This is a genomic window from Paenibacillus sp. IHBB 10380 (genome assembly GCF_000949425.1).
In the GTDB taxonomy this organism is placed as follows: domain Bacteria; phylum Bacillota; class Bacilli; order Paenibacillales; family Paenibacillaceae; genus Paenibacillus_AQ.
This window is the reverse complement of sequence record NZ_CP010976.1, coordinates 1-22,783: the sequence shown is the minus strand read 5'-3', so window position 1 is coordinate 22,783 and position 22,783 is coordinate 1. Positions and strand designations below refer to the sequence as shown.

14 protein-coding genes, 5 rRNA genes and 1 riboswitch are annotated in these 22,783 nt (G+C 45.9%); of the genes, 1 reads left to right on the top strand and 18 read right to left on the bottom strand.

Going from position 1 to position 22,783, the window contains the following annotated elements:
• Positions 1-3 precede the first annotated feature (3 nt).
• The 15 genes from purL to UB51_RS00025 all read right to left on the bottom strand — a co-directional run bounded on the left by purL (position 4) and on the right by UB51_RS00025 (position 17,022).
• Positions 4-2,253, bottom strand: coding sequence for a phosphoribosylformylglycinamidine synthase subunit PurL (gene purL, locus UB51_RS00090; protein ID WP_044875536.1), 2,250 nt, complete (start codon positions 2,251-2,253; stop codon positions 4-6).
• Positions 2,228-2,920 carry a phosphoribosylformylglycinamidine synthase subunit PurQ gene (gene purQ / locus UB51_RS00085; RefSeq protein WP_044875535.1) on the bottom strand — a complete coding sequence of 231 codons (693 nt, stop codon included), beginning with the start codon at positions 2,918-2,920 and terminating at the stop codon, positions 2,228-2,230. The genes purL and purQ overlap by 26 nt, the downstream gene beginning before the upstream one ends.
• A 4-nt stretch (positions 2,921-2,924) precedes the next feature.
• Positions 2,925-3,170, bottom strand: a complete 246-nt coding sequence (gene purS, locus UB51_RS00080; protein ID WP_044875534.1) for a phosphoribosylformylglycinamidine synthase subunit PurS — start codon at positions 3,168-3,170, stop codon at positions 2,925-2,927.
• Between the two features lie 16 nt (positions 3,171-3,186).
• Positions 3,187-4,092: a phosphoribosylaminoimidazolesuccinocarboxamide synthase gene (locus UB51_RS00075; RefSeq protein WP_044875533.1), complete on the bottom strand. Its 906-nt coding sequence runs from the start codon at positions 4,090-4,092 to the stop codon at positions 3,187-3,189.
• A gap of 33 nt (positions 4,093-4,125) precedes the next feature.
• On the bottom strand, positions 4,126-5,421 hold the full coding sequence (gene purB / locus UB51_RS00070) for an adenylosuccinate lyase (protein WP_044875532.1): 1,296 nt from the start codon (positions 5,419-5,421) through the stop codon (positions 4,126-4,128).
• Between the two features lie 10 nt (positions 5,422-5,431).
• Complete coding sequence (gene purK, locus UB51_RS00065) at positions 5,432-6,619, bottom strand: 5-(carboxyamino)imidazole ribonucleotide synthase (protein WP_044875531.1); 1,188 nt, start codon at positions 6,617-6,619, stop codon at positions 5,432-5,434.
• A complete protein-coding gene (purE, locus tag UB51_RS00060) occupies positions 6,616-7,101 on the bottom strand; it encodes a 5-(carboxyamino)imidazole ribonucleotide mutase (protein WP_044875530.1) in 486 nt (161 codons plus the stop codon). Before purE ends, purK begins: the two co-directional genes overlap by 4 nt.
• A gap of 186 nt (positions 7,102-7,287) precedes the next feature.
• A riboswitch (purine riboswitch) is annotated at positions 7,288-7,389 on the bottom strand.
• A 177-nt stretch (positions 7,390-7,566) separates the two neighbouring features.
• The gene (locus tag UB51_RS00055; RefSeq protein WP_044875529.1) at positions 7,567-8,001 is read right to left on the bottom strand and encodes a universal stress protein; all 435 of its coding nucleotides are present in this window, start codon (positions 7,999-8,001) and stop codon (positions 7,567-7,569) included.
• Between the two features lie 50 nt (positions 8,002-8,051).
• On the bottom strand, positions 8,052-8,315 hold the full coding sequence (locus UB51_RS00050; RefSeq protein WP_044875528.1) for a DUF1294 domain-containing protein: 264 nt from the start codon (positions 8,313-8,315) through the stop codon (positions 8,052-8,054).
• A gap of 105 nt (positions 8,316-8,420) precedes the next feature.
• The gene (locus UB51_RS00045) at positions 8,421-10,550 is read right to left on the bottom strand and encodes a DNA topoisomerase III (RefSeq protein ID WP_044875527.1); all 2,130 of its coding nucleotides are present in this window, start codon (positions 10,548-10,550) and stop codon (positions 8,421-8,423) included.
• A gap of 101 nt (positions 10,551-10,651) precedes the next feature.
• The gene (locus UB51_RS28425; protein WP_199924974.1) at positions 10,652-10,789 is read right to left on the bottom strand and encodes a hypothetical protein; all 138 of its coding nucleotides are present in this window, start codon (positions 10,787-10,789) and stop codon (positions 10,652-10,654) included.
• 63 nt (positions 10,790-10,852) lie between these two features.
• Positions 10,853-11,587 carry an acyl-[acyl-carrier-protein] thioesterase gene (locus UB51_RS00040; RefSeq protein ID WP_044875526.1) on the bottom strand — a complete coding sequence of 245 codons (735 nt, stop codon included), beginning with the start codon at positions 11,585-11,587 and terminating at the stop codon, positions 10,853-10,855.
• 364 nt (positions 11,588-11,951) lie between these two features.
• Positions 11,952-12,068: ribosomal RNA gene (gene rrf, locus UB51_RS00035) — 5S ribosomal RNA — on the bottom strand.
• Positions 12,069-12,168: 100 nt separating this feature from the next.
• Positions 12,169-15,098: ribosomal RNA gene (locus UB51_RS00030) — 23S ribosomal RNA — on the bottom strand.
• A gap of 368 nt (positions 15,099-15,466) precedes the next feature.
• A 16S ribosomal RNA gene (locus UB51_RS00025) occupies positions 15,467-17,022 on the bottom strand.
• Together the 16S, 23S and 5S rRNA genes form the textbook arrangement of a ribosomal RNA operon.
• Positions 17,023-17,755: 733 nt before the next feature.
• Between UB51_RS00025 and UB51_RS00020 the strand changes: the two genes are divergently transcribed.
• A complete protein-coding gene (locus tag UB51_RS00020) occupies positions 17,756-18,538 on the top strand; it encodes an alpha/beta fold hydrolase (RefSeq protein WP_044875525.1) in 783 nt (260 codons plus the stop codon).
• A gap of 9 nt (positions 18,539-18,547) precedes the next feature.
• Here the strand turns inward: UB51_RS00020 and UB51_RS00015 are convergent, their stop codons facing one another.
• The 3 genes from UB51_RS00015 to UB51_RS00005 form a co-directional block, all read right to left on the bottom strand.
• Positions 18,548-18,796 carry a hypothetical protein gene (locus UB51_RS00015; protein WP_144406924.1) on the bottom strand — a complete coding sequence of 83 codons (249 nt, stop codon included), beginning with the start codon at positions 18,794-18,796 and terminating at the stop codon, positions 18,548-18,550.
• A gap of 463 nt (positions 18,797-19,259) precedes the next feature.
• A 5S ribosomal RNA gene (gene rrf, locus UB51_RS00010) occupies positions 19,260-19,376 on the bottom strand.
• A 176-nt stretch (positions 19,377-19,552) separates the two neighbouring features.
• Positions 19,553-22,462: ribosomal RNA gene (locus tag UB51_RS00005) — 23S ribosomal RNA — on the bottom strand.
• Positions 22,463-22,783 lie beyond the last annotated feature (321 nt).

Sequence of the window (22,783 nt, the reverse complement as noted above, 5' to 3'; positions counted from 1 at the left end):
ACGTTATTTCATGAGACATGGAATCGCATCCTTCCAAACCTGCTTCAAGGCCTCCACGGATTCATTGACTACTGAAGTACCCTTATTGATATTTATCTCTAGCTCGCTTCCTACTACCGTACCTAGTTTCACCACAGGAACACCGAAGCCCTTAATATATGTGATCAATTGCTCTGCTTTTTCTTGTGTTGCAGATAACAATATTCTAGATTGACTCTCACTGAACAGTGCTACGTCTGAGCGAAGCTCTGTATCTACACTAACCTTAGCTCCAACTCCACCACTAATACATGACTCTGCAAGGGCCACAGCTAGTCCACCTTCGGACAAATCATGTGCCGACTGGACAAGATCCCCTTGAATGGCTCCCAATACAGCAGATAGTAGCTTTTTCTCTACCTCCAGATCAAGTGCAGGCGGACGACCTTCAGCGACACCATGAAGAATAGTTTGGAATTCACTACCGCCTAGTTCAGCCATCGTATCACCCAATAGTACGATCACATCGCCTTCTTGCTTAAAGTCCTGAGTCGTAATGTGATCAAGATCGTGTACAAGACCCACCATGCCCACAACAGGTGTAGGATAAATAGCGCCACTCGCATTCTCATTGTAAAGACTCACATTCCCACCGATAACCGGTGTATTGAGCTCACGGCAAGCTTCAGCTAAACCGTCCACCGCACGCTCCATTTGCCAGAAAATTTCCGGCTTATCAGGACTACCAAAGTTCAAGTTATCTGTGATCGCTAGTGGCTCAGCTCCTGAACACACAATGTTACGGGCTGCTTCGCTCACTGCAATCTTACCGCCCACTTCTGGGTCCAAATATACATATCGGCCATTACAGTCTGTTGTCATAGCTAGGCCTTTACGTGTTCCACGAATCGTTACAACGGCTGCATCAGAACCTGGACGGACGGCTGTACTTGTCCGAACCATATAATCGTATTGGTCATATACCCATGCTTTACTCGCTATACTCGGAGATGCAAGCACCTGTTTAAGCGCACCCCCAAGATCTGTCACTTCCTCATAACGAAGGGTATCTATTTTATCGCTATCCTTATAATAATCAGGAACCGTTGAAGGTTTGTCATATACCGGACACTCGTCCACCAATGCAGTAACAGGCATATCTCCAACGACATCACCGTGGTGAATCAGCTTCAAACGTCCATCATCAGTCACTTTACCTACCTTGGTGCAAATAACACCCCAGCGATCAAAAATTTCCTGCGCTTGTGCTTCATCACGCGGTTCAACGACGAACAGCATCCGTTCTTGTGATTCAGAGAGCATCATTTCATAAGGGGTCATCCCCTCTTCACGCTGTGGCACCTGATCTAAGTACAACTCTAGACCATTGCCCGCCTTACTAGCCATTTCCGCACTGGAGCAAGTTAAGCCCGCAGCACCCATATCTTGAATACCCACTACAATCCCACTATCGATGAGCTCTAGACAAGATTCCATAACGAGCTTCTCCATGAATGGATCACCTACTTGAACAGCAGTCCGATTCGCTTCAGACTCTTCACTTAGTTCAATCGAAGCAAACGTTGCCCCGTGGATACCATCGCGTCCTGTTGGAGGACCAACGTAGAACACCGGGTTACCTACCCCCTTAGCTACGCCACGTTGAATTTTATCATGGTCGATAAGGCCAACACACATGGCATTCACCAGTGGATTCCCATCATAACTTTCGTCGAAGACCACTTCACCACCGACCGTAGGAATACCGATACAGTTACCATAACCCGCGATACCTGATACCACATGTTCGAACAAATATTTCACACGATCGCTCTCAAGCTTACCGAAGCGCAAGGAATTTAATACAGCAATCGGTCTAGCACCCATCGAGAAAATATCGCGGATGATTCCTCCTACCCCTGTTGCGGCACCTTGGAAAGGTTCGATAGCCGAAGGATGATTATGACTTTCAATCTTAAATACAACAGCTTGATTATCACCAATATCGACAATACCCGCACCCTCACCAGGACCCATTAGAACACGAGGTCCCGTCGTTGGGAAGCGACGAAGCAGAGGCTTAGAGTTCTTATATGCACAATGCTCTGACCACATTACGCTGAATACGCCAATTTCCGTATAATTGGGCTTACGGCCCATGAACCCACAGATCAGCTCGTATTCGCGATCCGATACACCCATTTGCTGATATATGTGATGCTCCGCAATTTGGTCTGCGGTCGGTTCTTTAACGGACATTTGCTGCTGCGTCATGTAAATCCCTCCAAGACTTCAATATAGATGTGAACATGCGTTTGCCATCTTCAGAACCTAACAATGTGTCAACTGCCCGTTCTGGATGTGGCATCATACCCATGACATTGCCACGCTCATTACATATGCCTGCAATATCATCCAAGGATCCGTTAGGGTTATCGCTATACGTAAATACAATTTGGTTGTTTGCTTTTATCTTCGCAAGCGTCTCTTCATCACAATAATAATTGCCTTCACCATGTGCGATTGGAATCGTAATTTCCTCATCCTTACTATACTCGCGCGTGAATGGTGTATCGTTGTTGACCACCTTAAGCACTGTATCATGACAACGGAACTTCATCGACATATTGCGGCGTAAAGCGCCTGGTAGAAGACCCGCTTCCGTTAGAATCTGGAACCCATTACAAATCCCAAGAATGAACTTACCCTGTTCAGCAGCCTTAGCCACCTCAGACATGACAGGAGCGAACCGCGAAATGGCACCACATCGTAAATAGTCACCATAAGAGAAGCCGCCCGGAATAAGAATACAGTCATACGCTGATAGGTCAGTAGCTGTGTGCCATACATAATCTACGGACTCTCCTACTGTATCCTCTACCGCTTTATAGCAATCAATATCACAGTTAGAACCCGGAAACACAATGACAGCAAATTTCATGGGTTCAGCCCTCCAATTCGTAACGGTAATCCTCGACTACCGTGTTCGCCAAAAGCTTCTCGCACATCGCCTTTAGTCGTATTTCTGCTTCAGCACGATCATCCGTATCTAGGTTTAGTTCCATGTATTTACCGATACGAAGACTTTCAACTTCTTGAAATCCTATAGAATGAAGTGCTCCCTGCACGGCTACCCCTTGTGGGTCAAGTACGCTCTTTTTGATGGTGACATAAACGGTTGCTTTAATCATGTCTGTTCGTTCCTCCTCAGAATGGCGAATCATTAGTATTTGTATTGGTTAATCTATAATAAATATCTACATAACGCCGTGTCGTCTCTTCTACAACTTCTTGTGGAAGTGGATCAGGCACACTATTCTTATCCCACGAAGAGGTTGCAAGGTAAGAACGTACCGGTTCCTTATCCATACTATCGATCTCAACATCGAGCTCATATTTCTCTTTTGCCCAAAAACGTGAAGAGTCAGGTGTGAATATTTCATCTATAAGAATCACTCGACCATCCAAAATACCAAACTCAAATTTACAATCTGCTAATATGATGCCTCGTTCTGCGCAATACGCTCGAGCAAAGTTATATAACTGCAAGCTCTTCTCCTGCAATTCCAACGTCAGCTCTTCTCCTACCGATTCCTTCATCTTCGCCAGTGAAATATCTTCATCATGACCAATGTCATTCTTAGCAGCTGGTGTGAATATAGGTTCTACGAAGGCTTCATTCTTACGCATACCTGCTGGAAGGGGAATCCCGTTCACTTCCCCCGATTGCTGGTACTGACGCCAACCGCCTCCTGTAATATAGCCACGCACAACACATTCAATATCAACGCGCTCTGCCTTACGGACGACCATAATTCGATTCTTTAACAATTCCTTATCTTTAACAATATCTCCAAGTTGCTCAACATCTATATGGACGACATGATTCTCCATCAAGTCACAAGTCTGCTCGAACCAGAAAGCACTTAGACGATTCAATACATTCCCCTTATTAGGCACGGGTGGGTCAAGCACATAATCAAAAGCAGAAATACGGTCTGTTACGACGATTAGTACATACTCTCCTAGATCATACAACTCTCTAACCTTGCCCTTGTATAGCAGTGGCGCGTTGACAAGCTCCACGGCAGTTGCTATAGCCGTTGATGTCATGTCCATCCTCCTCAGTCCAATAAATTTCTATGTTTATTTCAGACCCAATTTATTAAAAATCGTATCTACGTGCTTCAAGTGCCAGCTTGGATTGAATGCATCCTCGATTTCAGCAGGGCTAAGCGCCTCAGTAATTTCTGGCGTCTCCTCTACAATATCTCGGAACTGACGTTGCTCTTCCCATGCTTGCATCGCACGTGGTTGAACCGTATCATAAGCTTGCTCACGACTGAAGCCTTTATCAATCAGCTTGGTCATGACACGTCCTGAGAAAGGAACTCCGAAGGTACGAGCCATATTGCGCTTCATATTCTCTGGAAAAACAGTTAAGTTCTTCACGATATTACCGAAACGGTTCAACATGTAGTTCAGCAGCATCGTCGCATCTGGAAGAATGATGCGTTCTACGGAAGAGTGTGAAATATCACGCTCATGCCACAAAGTAACATCTTCATATGCCGTTACCATATGACCACGAATGACGCGGGACAGACCCGAGATGTTCTCGCATCCGATAGGATTCCGTTTATGTGGCATAGCAGACGAACCTTTTTGCCCTTTAGCAAACGCTTCTTCTACTTCACGTACTTCACTCTTCTGCAAAGCACGTATTTCAGTAGCGAACTTGTCCAAGGATGTAGCGATCAGAGCTAGAGTTGCCATATATTCAGCATGACGATCACGTTGCAGCGTCTGCGTAGAGATCGGTGCCGCAGTTGTTCCCAACTTGTTACATACGAATTCTTCTACAAAAGGATCGATATTCGCATAAGTGCCAACTGCACCTGAAATTTTACCGAACTGTACACCGTTAGCTGCATGATGAAAACGTTCCAAGTTGCGCTTCATCTCTTCGTACCACAGAGCCATTTTGAGTCCAAATGTCGTCGGTTCAGCATGTACACCATGAGTACGACCCATCATAGGCGTATCCTTGTACTCCAAGGCTTTGTTTTTTAGAATTTCAATGAAGTTCTGAATATCTTTCTCTAATATTTCATTAGCTTGAAGAAGGACATAACCTAGCGCCGTATCGACTACATCTGTCGAAGTAAGACCATAATGTACCCATTTCCGCTCTTGTCCAAGACTCTCTGATACGGAACGAGTGAAGGCGATCACATCATGGCGTGTTTCCTGTTCAATTTCATAGATCCGATCTATATCAAATTTCGCATTTTGACGGAGTAACACGGTATCTTCCTTAGGAATAACCCCTAACTCAGCCCAAGCCTCACAAGCGCATAATTCTACTTCTAGCCAAGAATTAAATTTATTCTCTTCGGTCCAAACGGCCCGCATTTCGGGTCTGCTATAACGTTCGATCATAATTTATTCACTACCTCCAAATATTAGTATGTTCTACCCAATCCAGAGCCTCTTGTACATCCTTACATAACAAGTTAATATGGCCCATTTTGCGATTGGTCTTGCTCTCACTCTTTCCATATAAATGAAGCTTAGGAATCACACCAAGCTCTGTAGCTATTTCATCATGTTCTCCTGCTCTCTGAACGACTGCATCTAAATGCTGCCCCAATACGTTCACCATGACCACTGGGCTAAGCAGATCCGTATCTTGAAGCTCTAAATTACAGATGGCGCGAACATGCTGTTCGAACTGGGATGTCACACAAGCCTCCATCGTGTAGTGTGCGGAGTTGTGTGGACGAGGGGCTAGCTCATTGACATACAGCTTACCCTCTTCCGTTACGAACAGTTCTACAGCAAGAAGCCCAACTGTATTCATACTTGTCGCAAGTCTTTCTGCAAGTCGACGTGCTTCTCGTTGTACTTGCTCCGTTACCCGTGCAGGCACAATCGAAAGATGCAGTATGTTGTTCACATGAATATTCTCAGATACAGGGAAACTCTTCACTTCACCTTGCGGGCTGCGCGCTGTAATCACAGATATTTCACACTGAAAAGATATGAACTGTTCAAGTACTAACTCTTTCCCCGAAGCCGTTAGTTCCGTAAAAGCTTCATCCAATTGTTCCGCATGACGGATTACGAATTGTCCCTTGCCATCATAACCACCTGTAGCCGTCTTTAGAACACAAGGTAACCCTAGCTCTTCAACCGCTTGCTTCAAGCTATCCAGTCCCTCAATGACTCGATAAGGTGCGACTGGCACTCCTGCTTTCTCAATGGCTTGCTTCTCACGAATTCTGTGCTGTGTTGTATAGAGTAATTGACTTCCTTGTGGAACATACGACTCTTCCTCTAATACAGAAGCCACACCTGCATCCACATTCTCGAATTCATATGTGATAACATCTGATTTCTTTGCTAACTCTCTCGCAGCCTCTATATTATGGTACTCCGCAATAATCTGATGAGCCGTGTGACTACTTGGTGCATCAGGTGTCGGGTCTAATGTCACGAATCGATAGCCCATCGCCGTTCCAGCCAACGCCATCATACGTCCTAATTGCCCGCCTCCAAGAATACCAATTGTATCTCCAGGTAGCACTGTTCTATGGCCTGCTACAGATTTGTCTCCTATTTGTCTACCTGTGTTCATAGGTTATCACTGCTTTCCAGCACTTCATCACGGATCGTATCTCGCCTTGCTTGTACTCTTGAATGTACTTCAGGATTGAAGGCACCGATGATTTGAGCAGCGAGTAGACCTGCATTCGTTGCCCCAGCATTACCAATCGCCACAGTAGCTACAGGTATGCCACCCGGCATTTGTACAATAGATAACAGAGAATCTAGACCATTCAGCGCTTTTGATTGAACTGGAACACCGATCACGGGCAATAGGGTCTTAGCAGCCACCATTCCAGGTAAATGAGCCGCCCCTCCTGCTCCAGCAATGATAACCTTAATTCCACGCCCAGCAGCTTCTTCTGCAAAAGTGAACATAAGATCGGGTGTACGATGAGCTGATACGACTTTTTTCTCATAAGGGATCTGGAGTACATCTAGCATTTCACATGCATGCTTCATGGTCTCCCAATCTGATTTACTTCCCATAATGACAGCAACCTCTGGTAACATGCTTCAACCCACTCTCCTGTGAATCACTACTTATCATTAAACTCGAAAAATCCGGAACCCCAAGAAAATACTTCTATTTTCAGGACACCGGACCTAGAAAGGAATACACTGAGATTTGACATTCATTGATAAAAAATGACAAATCTCAGGCATAGAATGCCATTGCTTTATTCCCAAAGCATCATGGCTCCATCAGTATTCCCTCGTAGTCCGAAAATTTACGGTATTCGGGTAGAAACGTCCGGGCCGTATTCCCGGCATTATACGAGATTTATTTACATCATATTTTATAACTTCTCATTCACAATATACTTATAGTTTAACAATCCCTTTCACCCTATGTCAACTCAAATCCGAACATTTATATAATATATAAAAATAACGTTCGCTTTTAGCGTAAAATGAAATAAATATAGCCAGCTCATCCTGAAACAACAGATGACTGGCTATTGATATACATTATTTTTATTTTACGACTAGTACGGGAATTCTAGCATTTTGAACGACATTATGACTTACACTGCCAAGTACAAATTCTCGGATACCCCCAAGCCCCCGGCTCCCAATAACGATAATATCTGAACCTTTCTCTTTGGCATATTCCAGAATAATTTGTGAAGGAGAACCTTGTACTAATTGCGCATCCCCGTTAACACCCGCTTCAACCAGACGTTTCTTGACTTCTTCCACTGTCTGCTCGGCAAGATCGTAATACTCCTTATTCACAGAAGCTGGAATTGGAGCTAGTCCTTCACCAATAAATATACGTGGAAAATCAAAAGCATGAATAACCGTTAACGTTGCATCTGGAGTTGCTTGTACTAACTCGATTGCACGATCAAAAGCCTTATTAGAAGCCTTAGAACCATCGTAAGCTAATAAAATATTAGAAAATAACATGATGCTCCACCTCTTTCATTTAGCTATACTGATCTTTAGTTTAGTTCATTCTACATCATAAAATATCCATACAGCACAGCATTCACAAAGAGTAGCGCTGGTATTCCAAATCTAAAACTAAGATGCCTCGTCTTGTGTCGCTTACGGTACATTGCGATCATTACACCTAATGAACCACCCATGGCAGCTAATAGAAACAGTGTTTTCTCAGGAACTCGGTCACGCCGCCTCTGAGCACGCTTCTTATCTTCAGACATGACTAGATATCCTACCATGTTGATAAAAATAAACCATATCCACAGTGCAGTTCTCATCCGCTGAATGTTCACTCCCTTATTTCTTGCCTTATGTCACACTTCCATTATAGAACGATCAATCATAGGACACAATAATACCCACTCCATCAATTTTTCTTAAAATCAGCCCTTATTCTTCTGCTCCATGGCTGCTTTCAGCAGTTCACCTAGATTAGAACCCACTGTCTCTTGCTGTGTATATTTCTGGACTAGCTTGCGTTCTTCACGTTTGTTGATGTGTTTATTATCTTTGTTGACCGTCTCGGTAATTCCACATGACAGACACTGAACATACAGACCAGCCTTACCATCCTTCATTTCCATTTTTTTATGGCACTGTGGACAACGACGATTGGATAACTTTTTATCATCAGATCGGCGATATTCACAATCTTGATTCGGACAGATTAACATCGTACCTCGCTTGCTTTTTTTCTCCAATAAACGTGTATTACAATCTGGACAATGACTGTTCGATACATTATGGGGCTTATATTCAGCCGAGCTTCCTTTAACTCCTAACACTAATTCTTTAGACATACTTCGTATTCCTTGCAAAAATGGCTCTGGACTTCCTTGACCCCTTGCAATTTTCTCAAGCTCCGCTTCCCATTTAGCCGTCAATTCCGGTGTACGTAGCTGTGGTGATACTAACTCAATCAGTTGCTTCCCCTTCCCTGTGGGATGCAATGCGTTCCCTTGTCGTTCAATGGTATCCGAGGAAACTAATTTCTCAATAATGTCAGCACGAGTGGCTGGTGTACCCAACCCATGCTTCTCCATTTGTGAGAGTAACGCAGCTTCGTTATATCTCTTCGGAGGAAGCGTACGTCCAGAACGAACGCTGGTCCGTTGTATGGTTACATGATCCCCTTCGTGTAACTCTGGTAGAACGGCACGGTTCTCGTGGTTATCCGCAACCTCTTCATCTGCCTCGTCCCCCATCTCACCACCATACACTTCACGCCAACCGATCGCCTTAACCGTCGTCCCTTTAACATGAAAAGACTCATTCTCCACTTTAACCGTTACCGCAACATCATCATAACGAGCTGGAGGATAAAATAAACTGATAAACCGACGCGCGATGAGATCATATAGTTTACGTTCCTCTGTATTAAGCTTATTCAATAGTAGTGTCTCTTCTGTAGGAATGATGGCATGATGATCGCTTACTTTACTGTCATCCACAATTCGCTTTGTAATTGGTAGATTCTTACGCAGCAGTGGACGAGCCAATGTCGCATACGGGCCTACAGCAATGCTTTCTAATCGTTCCTTTAACGTATCTGTCATATCAGAGGTTAAATAACGGCTATCCGTTCTCGGATAAGTGACTACTTTATGTTGTTCATATAAACGTTGAAGTACATTAGAAGTCTGTTTCGCTGAGAAGCCATACTTTTTGTTAGCATCACGTTGAAGTTCTGTTAAATCATAGGCCAGTGAATGTGGCTCCACCTTTTCTGATTTCTTCACCCTAACAATAGAACCAGGCTTACCTTGGAGTTGCTTCTGCATTGCCGGGGCCTGCTGCCGATCAAACATCCGAGCATCACCATTCGTACCTCTCCACGTTGCCGTGAAACTTCCACAATCAATCGATAACGTATCGTATTCTTCTGATCTGAAATTGATAATTTCCTTCTCACGATCCATAATCATCCCTAACGAAGGGGTCTGCACTCGACCAGCAGACAGTGGGGCGCCAAATTTACAAGTCAAAGCCCGCGTTATATTCAGTCCAATCATCCAATCGGCTTCTGCACGGCAACGGGCTGACTGATATAAACGATCAAACTCATGTCCAGGACGTAAGGATGCAAATCCTTCCTTAATCGCTTTGTCCGTCTGTGAGGATATCCACAGTCTTTGGAACGGCTTGTTCCACTTCACCATATGAATAATCCAACGAGCTAACAACTCACCTTCCCGAGCCGCATCAGTCGCTACTATGAGAGCAGTCACATCTTGACGTCGAAGCTGCTGTTGAACCACCTTGAATTGTTGACTTGTCTCACGGAGTACCTTTAGTTTCATCGACTCCGGAAGAATAGGTAGATCCTCTAAATTCCATGTTCCATATTTATGATCATAATCCTCAGGCTCTGCAAGGCCAACCAAATGTCCTAACGCCCAAGTAACTACATATTTAGGTCCTTCAAAATACCCCTTATGCTTCTCTCTACTACCCATTACCCGTGCGATCTCTCTTGCGACGGAAGGCTTTTCTGCTAATATTAAAGATTTCATGACTCGCTCCTTTCTTGTAGATCTAGTATATCACTGAATACATCCCTTCCAAAAATATAAACAGCCCAATACCATAAAGTATTGGGCTGTTTATATTAACATTAAGAATTCTGTTTAGGAATATTGTTTAAGCTTGGTGGATACTTCGCGGCCTTCTCCGGGTGTAGCGTTATCGCTTCTTCTTTAATACTTGATTTGTTCTGCTGGTTATTTATTTTCAATGGTTTATGAAATGGCATGATATCACCCCTCCCATTAACATACCCATCCAATCCATAAGCTATGCTAATTACGTCCGTATATCATCCCACATGTAAACAAGCTTCAAAGTAACGTTCATCCTCCAAAGATTGTCCTCTGAAATAAATATAACCCTCCAGATGATCAGATCGAAGAACTTGAATCTGCTCCGCACTCTTTACTTCATGATAATAAGTAATATGAAAACCCAATATAGATAGGGTATCCAGCTCAGACTGCGTCAATGTATCCATACATAAGTCAGCATATCGAGAGTTATTCAAATGCCCATTACTATCAATGCCACTGTAACGTACAGTTATAGAGTATGAATGATATAGTTCCACTTCATCCGAGATATTCAATTTGTCAGGAACAGGTCCAACAGAGTCTTCATGGTTAGAATTTATATTAAATGGATATGCTGATGGTCTCAGCACCTTGCGCTTATCAATATCCACAAGAGCCCACAATGTGCATGCCTTGGCGATTTCTTGGTTATTCTCATCAAATATCCTAAAGTCCCTTAACCATAACGGGCCCTTCGTTCCTTTATTCCATGTCGTAATTTTTAGAGTTTCATTAAAAATAGGCATCCGTTCACATGCTAAATCAATCGTTGTCAGCATCCAGCCCAAATGATGGGCGACCATTTGGTCTCGTGTTCCCCCCATATGCTCCACATCACCATCAGCAGCTCGCTGCATCAGACTTAACAAATTAGATAATCGACAATTGGCCTTATAATCAATTTCATTAGAATAAATGAGATGTTCCTCTGTCCATATATTTCCCATGTGTCTACTTCTCTCCTATTTCTTTAATAGCTCCTCAACCTATTGTTCATTATACCCCATCCAATAAAAGACTAGCCCATAACGACTTGCACAAAAAGCTATCGTTACCACAAGCATAATCCCCATTTAGTCCCCTATGCAAACTAACGCCTCCAGCTTAACAAAAGGTCTATAAGCATCCAAATCAAGAACTAATCTCATGTCCTTCCCAACAGCCTATATTACAACATTTAATATACTGCTCCTGCCAAGAAGTGTCCAACCTATCGCGTTCTAAAGCATTAAAATGATTATGCTAAATTTCATTTCCTTCTATAAAAAGCCAAAAAAACACTACCCAATGATGGATAGTGTTCTCATAGTTGCTTGGCGACGTCCTACTCTCCCAGGACCCTGCGGTCCAAGTACCATCGGCGCTGGAGGGCTTAACGGTCGTGTTCGGGATGGGTACGTGTGGAACCCCTCCGCTATCGCCACCAAACGGTATTTACAAGGTTTAATCCTTGAAAACTAGATACGAAATGAATTTGCAATGTTAAAACAGCATATGCTTCCGAAGTAGTTTCACTTCATGAAACTTTTAGGATAAGCCCTCGACCGATTAGTATTGGTCAGCTCCATGCATTACTGCACTTCCACCTCCAACCTATCTACCTCGTCGTCTTCAAGGGGTCTTACTAATTGGGAAATCTCATCTTGAGGGGGGCTTCACGCTTAGATGCTTTCAGCGTTTATCCCGTCCGCACGTAGCTACCCAGCTATGCTCCTGGCGGAACAACTGGTACACCAGAGGTGCGTCCATCCCGGTCCTCTCGTACTAAGGACAGCTCCTCTCAAATTTCCTGCGCCCACGACAGATAGGGACCGAACTGTCTCACGACGTTCTGAACCCAGCTCGCGTACCGCTTTAATGGGCGAACAGCCCAACCCTTGGGACCTACTTCAGCCCCAGGATGCGATGAGCCGACATCGAGGTGCCAAACCTCCCCGTCGATGTGGACTCTTGGGGGAGATAAGCCTGTTATCCCCAGGGTAGCTTTTATCCGTTGAGCGATGGCCCTTCCATGCGGTACCACCGGATCACTAAGCCCGACTTTCGTCCCTGCTCGACTTGTAGGTCTCGCAGTCAAGCTCCCTTCTGCCTTTGCACTCTTCGAATGATTTCCAACCATTCTGAGGGAACCTTGGGGCGCCTCCGTTACTCTTTAGGAGGCGACCGCCCCAGTCAAACTGCCCACCTGACACTGTCCCCGAACCGGTTTACGGTCCTAGGTTAGAACCTAGATACGATCAGGGTGGTATCCCAACGGCGCCTCGATAGAAGCTTGCGCTCCTACTTCTTAGGCTCCCACCTATCCTGTACAGATCGTACCCAAATCCAATATCAAGCTGCAGTAAAGCTCCATGGGGTCTTTCCGTCTTGTCGCGGGTAACCTGCATCTTCACAGGTATTAAAATTTCACCGGATCTCTCGTTGAGACAGCGCCCAAGTCGTTACGCCATTCGTGCGGGTCAGAATTTACCTGACAAGGAATTTCGCTACCTTAGGACCGTTATAGTTACGGCCGCCGTTTACTGGGGCTTCGGTTCATAGCTTCGGGTTACCCCTAACCACTCCCCTTAACCTTCCAGCACCGGGCAGGCGTCAGCCCGTATACTTCGCCTTGCGGCTTCGCACAGACCTGTGTTTTTGCTAAACAGTCGCTTGGGCCTTTTCACTGCGGCCCCCTCGTGCTATTCACACTACCGGGGCACCCCTTCTCCCGAAGTTACGGGGTCATTTTGCCGAGTTCCTTAACGAGAGTTCTTCCGCGCGCCTTAGAATACTCTTCTCGCCTACCTGTGTCGGTTTGCGGTACGGGCACCTTCTCCTGGTTAGAGGCTTTTCTTGGCAGTGTGAGATCATGACCTTCGCTACTATAATTTTCGCTCCCCATCACAGCCCAGCCTTATTGATGTGCGGATTTGCCTACACATCAGCCTCACTGCTTAGACGGACACTTCCATCAGTCCGCGTCACTACCCTGCTGCGTCACCCCATTACTCATAACGGATTACGGTGGTACAGGAATTTCAACCTGTTGTCCATCCACTACGCCTTTCGGCCTCGCGTTAGGTCCCGACTTACCCTGAGAGGACGAGCCTTCCTCAGGAAACCTTGGGCTTTCGGCGGATCAGATTCTCACTGATCTTTTCGTTACTTATACCGGCATTCTCACTTGTATGCTGTCCAGCGCTCCTTACGGTACACCTTCAACCTGCATACAACGCTCCCCTACCCCTGATGCAAAGCATCAAGCCATAGCTTCGGTGGCGTGTTTAGCCCCGTTACATTTTCGGCGCAGAGTCACTCGACCAGTGAGCTATTACGCACTCTTTCAATGATGGCTGCTTCTAAGCCAACATCCTGGTTGTCTGTGCAACTCCACATCCTTTCCCACTTAACACACACTTGGGGACCTTAGCTGATGGTCTGGGCTGTTTCCCTTTCGACAATGGATCTTAGCACTCACTGTCTGACTCCCGGAATTCGAGTCTATGGCATTCGGAGTTTGACTGAGTTTGGTAACCCTTGCGGGCCCCGCACCCAATCAGTGCTCTACCTCCACGACTTATTTCCGAGGCTAGCCCTAAAGCTATTTCGGGGAGAACCAGCTATCTCCGAGTTCGATTGGAATTTCTCCGCTACCCCCACCTCATCCCCGCATTTTTCAACATGCGTGGGTTCGGGCCTCCAGTGCGTGTTACCGCACCTTCACCCTGGACAGGGGTAGATCACTCGGTTTCGGGTCTACGTCCACGTACTAAAATTCGCCCTATTCAGACTCGCTTTCGCTGCGGCTCCGGCTTCTCACCTTAACCTTGCACGGGAACGTAACTCGCCGGTTCATTCTACAAAAGGCACGCCATCACCCATAAATAGGGCTCTGACTTTTTGTAAGCACACGGTTTCAGGTTCTATTTCACTCCCCTTCCGGGGTGCTTTTCACCTTTCCCTCACGGTACTGTTTCACTATCGGTCGCTAGGTAGTATTTAGCCTTAGCAGATGGTCCTGCTAGATTCATACGGGGTTTCACGTGCCCCGCACTACTCGGGATCCGTCTCGGAGGGATTAGACTTTTGGTTACAGGGCTTTTACCTTCTATGCCGGGCCTTTCCAGACCTCTTCACCTAACCTAATCCTTTGTAACTCCATGTGAGACGTCCCACAACCCCAAAGAGCAAGCTCCTTGGTTTGGGCTGTTCCGCGTTCGCTCGCCGCTACTGACGGAATCACTATTGTTTTCTCTTCCTCAGGGTACTTAGATGTTTCAGTTCCCCTGGTCTGCCTCTACATTCCCTATGTATTCAGGAATGAGTAACTGCGAATTACCACAGCTGGGTTTCCCCATTCGGACACCCCCGGATCAAAGCTTGCTTACAGCTCCCCGAGGCAGTTTCGTTGTTCGCCACGTCCTTCATCGGCTCCTAGCGCCTAGGCATCCTCCGTGTGCTCTTAGTAGCTTAACCATTTCGCTCATTTGTTGCGCTGTCCGCTCTCTTGTCCGTTCATTTCATCTATTGAGTAAACCCATTAGAGGTTGAAATGAACTCCCAAAGGATCGATCATCACATCAAATTCGCTAGCTACCTTTACACTTCATTCAATTCATAATGAGTTGAATGTTAAATATAAAAGAATGTTCTAAATCGCAAATTCGTTTCGTTATCTAGTTTTCAAGGATCAAAGTCATTTCTAAAAGAGAAATAACATGTTTGAAAGATTGCTCTTTCAAAACTGACAACGAGTGAGGAAATATTCATGGAATCTATTGTTCCATAAGTCTTATCTTGACTCTTATATGAATGTTTCCGTTGCAGGAAACGATTCTCCATAGAAAGGAGGTGATCCAGCCGCACCTTCCGATACGGCTACCTTGTTACGACTTCACCCCAATCATCTACCCCACCTTCGGCGGCTGGCTCCCTTGCGGGTTACCCCACCGACTTCGGGTGTTGTAAACTCTCGTGGTGTGACGGGCGGTGTGTACAAGACCCGGGAACGTATTCACCGCGGCATGCTGATCCGCGATTACTAGCAATTCCGACTTCATGCAGGCGGGTTGCAGCCTGCAATCCGAACTGAGACCGGCTTTGGTGGGATTGGCTCCATCTCGCGATTTCGCAGCCCGTTGTACCGGCCATTGTAGTACGTGTGTAGCCCAGGTCATAAGGGGCATGATGATTTGACGTCATCCCCACCTTCCTCCGGTTTGTCACCGGCAGTCTGTTTAGAGTGCCCACCATAATGTGCTGGCAACTAAGCATAAGGGTTGCGCTCGTTGCGGGACTTAACCCAACATCTCACGACACGAGCTGACGACAACCATGCACCACCTGTCTCCTCTGTCCCGAAGGCCGCCACTATCTCTAGTGGATTCAGAGGGATGTCAAGACCTGGTAAGGTTCTTCGCGTTGCTTCGAATTAAACCACATACTCCACTGCTTGTGCGGGTCCCCGTCAATTCCTTTGAGTTTCAGTCTTGCGACCGTACTCCCCAGGCGGAGTGCTTAATGTGTTAACTTCGGCACCAAGGGTATCGAAACCCCTAACACCTAGCACTCATCGTTTACGGCGTGGACTACCAGGGTATCTAATCCTGTTTGCTCCCCACGCTTTCGCGCCTCAGCGTCAGTTACAGCCCAGAGAGTCGCCTTCGCCACTGGTGTTCCTCCACATATCTACGCATTTCACCGCTACACGTGGAATTCCACTCTCCTCTTCTGTACTCAAGTCACCCAGTTTCCAGTGCGACCCGGGGTTGAGCCCCGGGATTAAACACCAGACTTAAATGACCGCCTGCGCGCGCTTTACGCCCAATAATTCCGGACAACGCTTGCCCCCTACGTATTACCGCGGCTGCTGGCACGTAGTTAGCCGGGGCTTTCTTCTCAGGTACCGTCACTCCAGGAGCAGTTACTCTCCTGAATCTTCTTCCCTGGCAACAGAGCTTTACGATCCGAAAACCTTCATCACTCACGCGGCGTTGCTCCGTCAGACTTTCGTCCATTGCGGAAGATTCCCTACTGCTGCCTCCCGTAGGAGTCTGGGCCGTGTCTCAGTCCCAGTGTGGCCGTTCACCCTCTCAGGTCGGCTACGCATCGTCGCCTTGGTGAGCCGTTACCTCACCAACAAGCTAATGCGCCGCAGGTCCATCTGTAAGTGACAGATTGCTCCGCCTTTCAACATCTCCTCAGGAGAGAAAATGTATTATCCGGTATTAGCTACCGTTTCCGGTAGTTATCCCAGTCTCACAGGCAGGTTACCTACGTGTTACTCACCCGTCCGCCGCTGAGTATCAGGAGTGCAAGCACTCCATCAACTCCGCTCGACTTGCATGTATTAGGCACGCCGCCAGCGTTCGTCCTGAGCCAGGATCAAACTCTCCAATAGAGATGAATGTCAGATCAACTTTGCAGCGACCGGACATTCATCGAATGAAAAGAGCGATATGCTCATTTTGAAACAAACTGGCGAGAATTTTCATTCTCTACCAAATGATTTCTCATTTGTTTTGACTTCACTTTCGTGAAATCCTTACTCACTCGTTGTTCAGTTTTCAAAGATCAATTTCTCTCTCGTCATCACCAGTTGTTCTCGGCGACAACTACTATATCTTATCATGTCCGACTCAGTAATGCAAGCTTTATTTTCAATGTCATTTTCATGTGATTGTTAAGCTTTCTGGTTCGTGTTGACCGACGTTTAATGGCCGGATAAATAATATATCACGTTTGTTAAGTAACTACAAGTTACAATATTTTCTAAATGACCATTATTGACTACTCATTACTATATCCCGTTAGGCTACATTCAGAGGAATGTCTTTTACGCAGTATTAATAGCTCCCGTATTCACCATTTTAATGAAAGAGTATTGTCTTGACCAAGCTTCTAATCATAATGCTCTTTCCAAAAAACACAACACCATCTTCTCTTTGCTCTTTTAGATATAGGTAAAGGCATTCATCCAAATACAGTAAGTTCAATTGGATAGCTATATAAGTATACAAACGTTACCTCGGAACGTACAAACAAACTAAACAATAAAGAATAGACATTCACCTATATTGCCTTAGATGAGTATCCTATTGTTAAAGCCATTTTAATTAGACGGAGGAAACAGCATGGGATACTTTGTTACTGTAGAACGAGGTGTGAAAATATATGTAGAGGATGTGAACCCAGAGGGGAGTAAAACAATACTATTTATACATGGTTGGCCTTTAAACCATAAGCAGTTTGAATATCAATTTAATATTCTTCCAGCAATGGGGTACCGATGTATAGGCATTGACTGGAGGGGTTACGGTAACTCTGATAAACCATTTAGTGGCTACAATTTTGACAGATTGGCAGATGATATCCGTGCAGTAATAGAGGCATTACAGTTAAAAAACTTCACACTAGCAGGGCACTCCACAGGAGGAGGAATCTCGATTCGATATATGGCTCGATATCAAGGTTATGGAGTATCCAAGCTTGTCCTTATAGGCGCTGCATCTCCGACTAGTGTTCCAGAAGAAATAGCAAATAATTTCATTACAGGAACACTAAATGATCGGCCAAAAATGTTGGAGGGAGTAACGGATCTCTTTTTCTTTCAGCATATTACGGAGCCTTTCTCAGACTGGTTCTTTCAAATGGGATTACAAGCAGCTGGTTGGTCGACTGCGGCAGTCATGACTACACTAAGAGATGAGAATGTGTACAATGATCTTAGCAAAATATTTGTACCTACATTAATTATTCATGGCATCCATGATAAAATCGTTCCCTTTACCAATGCTCAGGAAACAAATAAGCTAATTAAAAATTCACAACTTGTTCCATTTCAATATAGCGGTCATGGTACTTTCTGGGAAGAACGCGACAAGTTCAATCAGATATTAATGCAATTTATTGGCTGATAGTTCTCTTCAACTCCCATAAGTAGTTCCCAATAGGGAACGAAAATCAAAAGTCTGCACCATGTTGAATAACTCCTCTAGCCTTCCTATGTGTGAAGAAAGGAGGGCTTTTACCGTAAGGTTGCCTTTATTTAAGAATGCTTGACCTTCGCTTTGACCTCTTGAAATATCAAGACCAATGACTGGATTCATCATATTCTCATCCTCTCTGATTGTATGGTTGCCCGTAACCACTATGACATCTGCTTGCAGTTCCACAGCATTGCACGTGATACGAGACTAGACCTCAACCAGTAAAAACTAGCTAACCTCATAATACGACGGGATATGATAATTCAGTCCCAAAAATGCTAACGCTGGGGGAGTCTCCACGTTCTGCTTGCAGACACAGTAGCTGAAAAGTGTGACCGTCTAAAACTATAATCTCTTCGAGCATCTCCAAGTCAAAATGTAATTATAACAAAAAGAAAAATGGATAGAGAGTCAGATGTTTTCTGACAACTCTATCCATTTTTTACGTTCATAAAATATATAACATTATATCTAATGCTTTATTATTATTGGTCATAACGGACTTCTTCTCACTTTAATAAAGTATATCGAAGTTCCCTTTAATGTACAAAATAACAACTCATCTGCCAGTACCTGTATGCTAAATTTCTTTTCCTTCAATAAAAAGCCAAAAAAACACTACCCAATGATGGATAGTGTTCTCATAGTTGCTTGGCGACGTCCTACTCTCCCAGGACCCTGCGGTCCAAGTACCATCGGCGCTGGAGGGCTTAACGGTCGTGTTCGGGATGGGTACGTGTGGAACCCCTCCGCTATCGCCACCAAACAGGATTTTTGTGTTGCTTATCTACTTTGTTAATACTTCAACAAAATATCCAACCCTATAAAGAGCATGCAACATAAAATCAGTACAAGGTTTAATCCTTGAAAACTAGATACGAAACGAATTTGCAATGTTAAAACAGCATATGCTTCCGAAGTAGTTTCACTTCATGAAACTTTTAGGATAAGCCCTCGACCGATTAGTATTGGTCAGCTCCATGCATTACTGCACTTCCACCTCCAACCTATCTACCTCGTCGTCTTCAAGGGGTCTTACTAATTGGGAAATCTCATCTTGAGGGGGGCTTCACGCTTAGATGCTTTCAGCGTTTATCCCGTCCGCACGTAGCTACCCAGCTATGCTCCTGGCGGAACAACTGGTACACCAGAGGTGCGTCCATCCCGGTCCTCTCGTACTAAGGACAGCTCCTCTCAAATTTCCTGCGCCCACGACAGATAGGGACCGAACTGTCTCACGACGTTCTGAACCCAGCTCGCGTACCGCTTTAATGGGCGAACAGCCCAACCCTTGGGACCTACTTCAGCCCCAGGATGCGATGAGCCGACATCGAGGTGCCAAACCTCCCCGTCGATGTGGACTCTTGGGGAGATAAGCCTGTTATCCCCAGGGTAGCTTTTATCCGTTGAGCGATGGCCCTTCCATGCGGTACCACCGGATCACTAAGCCCGACTTTCGTCCCTGCTCGACTTGTAGGTCTCGCAGTCAAGCTCCCTTCTGCCTTTGCACTCTTCGAATGATTTCCAACCATTCTGAGGGAACCTTGGGGCGCCTCCGTTACTCTTTAGGAGGCGACCGCCCCAGTCAAACTGCCCACCTGACACTGTCCCCGAACCGGTTTACGGTCCTAGGTTAGAACCTAGATACGATCAGGGTGGTATCCCAACGGCGCCTCGATAGAAGCTTGCGCTCCTACTTCTTAGGCTCCCACCTATCCTGTACAGATCGTACCCAAATCCAATATCAAGCTGCAGTAAAGCTCCATGGGGTCTTTCCGTCTTGTCGCGGGTAACCTGCATCTTCACAGGTATTAAAATTTCACCGGATCTCTCGTTGAGACAGCGCCCAAGTCGTTACGCCATTCGTGCGGGTCAGAATTTACCTGACAAGGAATTTCGCTACCTTAGGACCGTTATAGTTACGGCCGCCGTTTACTGGGGCTTCGGTTCATAGCTTCGGGTTACCCCTAACCACTCCCCTTAACCTTCCAGCACCGGGCAGGCGTCAGCCCGTATACTTCGCCTTGCGGCTTCGCACAGACCTGTGTTTTTGCTAAACAGTCGCTTGGGCCTTTTCACTGCGGCCCCTCGTGCTATTCACACTACCGGGGCACCCCTTCTCCCGAAGTTACGGGGTCATTTTGCCGAGTTCCTTAACGAGAGTTCTTCCGCGCGCCTTAGAATACTCTTCTCGCCTACCTGTGTCGGTTTGCGGTACGGGCACCTTCTCCTGGTTAGAGGCTTTTCTTGGCAGTGTGAGATCATGACCTTCGCTACTATAATTTTCGCTCCCCATCACAGCCCAGCCTTATTGATGTGCGGATTTGCCTACACATCAGCCTCACTGCTTAGACGGACACTTCCATCAGTCCGCGTCACTACCCTGCTGCGTCACCCCATTACTCATAACGGATTACGGTGGTACAGGAATTTCAACCTGTTGTCCATCCACTACGCCTTTCGGCCTCGCGTTAGGTCCCGACTTACCCTGAGAGGACGAGCCTTCCTCAGGAAACCTTGGGCTTTCGGCGGATCAGATTCTCACTGATCTTTTCGTTACTTATACCGGCATTCTCACTTGTATGCTGTCCAGCGCTCCTTACGGTACACCTTCAACCTGCATACAACGCTCCCCTACCCCTGATGCAAAGCATCAAGCCATAGCTTCGGTGGCGTGTTTAGCCCCGTTACATTTTCGGCGCAGAGTCACTCGACCAGTGAGCTATTACGCACTCTTTCAATGATGGCTGCTTCTAAGCCAACATCCTGGTTGTCTGTGCAACTCCACATCCTTTCCCACTTAACACACACTTGGGGACCTTAGCTGATGGTCTGGGCTGTTTCCCTTTCGACAATGGATCTTAGCACTCACTGTCTGACTCCCGGAATTCGAGTCTATGGCATTCGGAGTTTGACTGAGTTTGGTAACCCTTGCGGCCCGCACCCAATCAGTGCTCTACCTCCACGACTTATTTCCGAGGCTAGCCCTAAAGCTATTTCGGGGAGAACCAGCTATCTCCGAGTTCGATTGGAATTTCTCCGCTACCCCCACCTCATCCCCGCATTTTTCAACATGCGTGGGTTCGGGCCTCCAGTGCGTGTTACCGCACCTTCACCCTGGACAGGGGTAGATCACTCGGTTTCGGGTCTACGTCCACGTACTAAAATTCGCCCTATTCAGACTCGCTTTCGCTGCGGCTCCGGCTTCTCACCTTAACCTTGCACGGGAACGTAACTCGCCGGTTCATTCTACAAAAGGCACGCCATCACCCATAAATAGGGCTCTGACTTTTTGTAAGCACCACGGTTTCAGGTTCTATTTCACTCCCCTTCCGGGGTGCTTTTCACCTTTCCCCTCACGGTACTGTTTCACTATCCGGTCGCTAGGTAGTATTTAGCCTTAGCAGATGGTCCTGCTAGATTCATACGGGGTTTCACGTGCCCCGCACTACTCGGGATCCGTCTCGGAGGGATTAGACTTTTGGTTACAGGGCTTTTACCTTCTATGCCGGGCCTTTCCAGACCTCTTCACCTAACCTAATCCTTTAACTCCATGTGAGACGTCCCACAACCCCAAAGAGCAAGCTCCTTGGTTTGGGCTGTTCCGCGTTCCTCGCCGCTACTGACGGAATCACTATTGTTTTCTCTTCCTCATGAGTTCCCCTGGTCTGCCTCTACATTCCCTATGTATTCAGGAATGAGTAACTGCGAATTACCACAGCTGGGTTTCCCCATTCGGACACCCCCGGATCAAAGCTTGCTTACAGCTCCCGAGGCAGTTTCGTTGTTCGCCACGTCCTTCATCGGCTCCTAGCGCCTAGGCATCCTCCGTGTGCTCTTAGTAGCTTAACCATTTCGCTCATTTGTTGCGCTGTCCGCTCTCTTGTCCGTTCATTTCATCTATTGAGTAAACCCATTAGAGGTTGAAATGAACTCCCAAAGGATCGATCATCACATCAAATTCGCTAGCTACCTTTACACTTCATTCAATTCATAATGAGTTGAATGTTAAATATAAAAGAATGTTCTAAATCGCAAATTCGTTTCGTTATCTAGTTTTCAAGGATCAAAGTCATTTCTAAAAGAGAAATAACATGTTTGAAAGATTGCTCTTTCAAAACTGACAACGAGTGAGGAAATATTCATGGAATCTATTGTTCCATAAGTCTTATC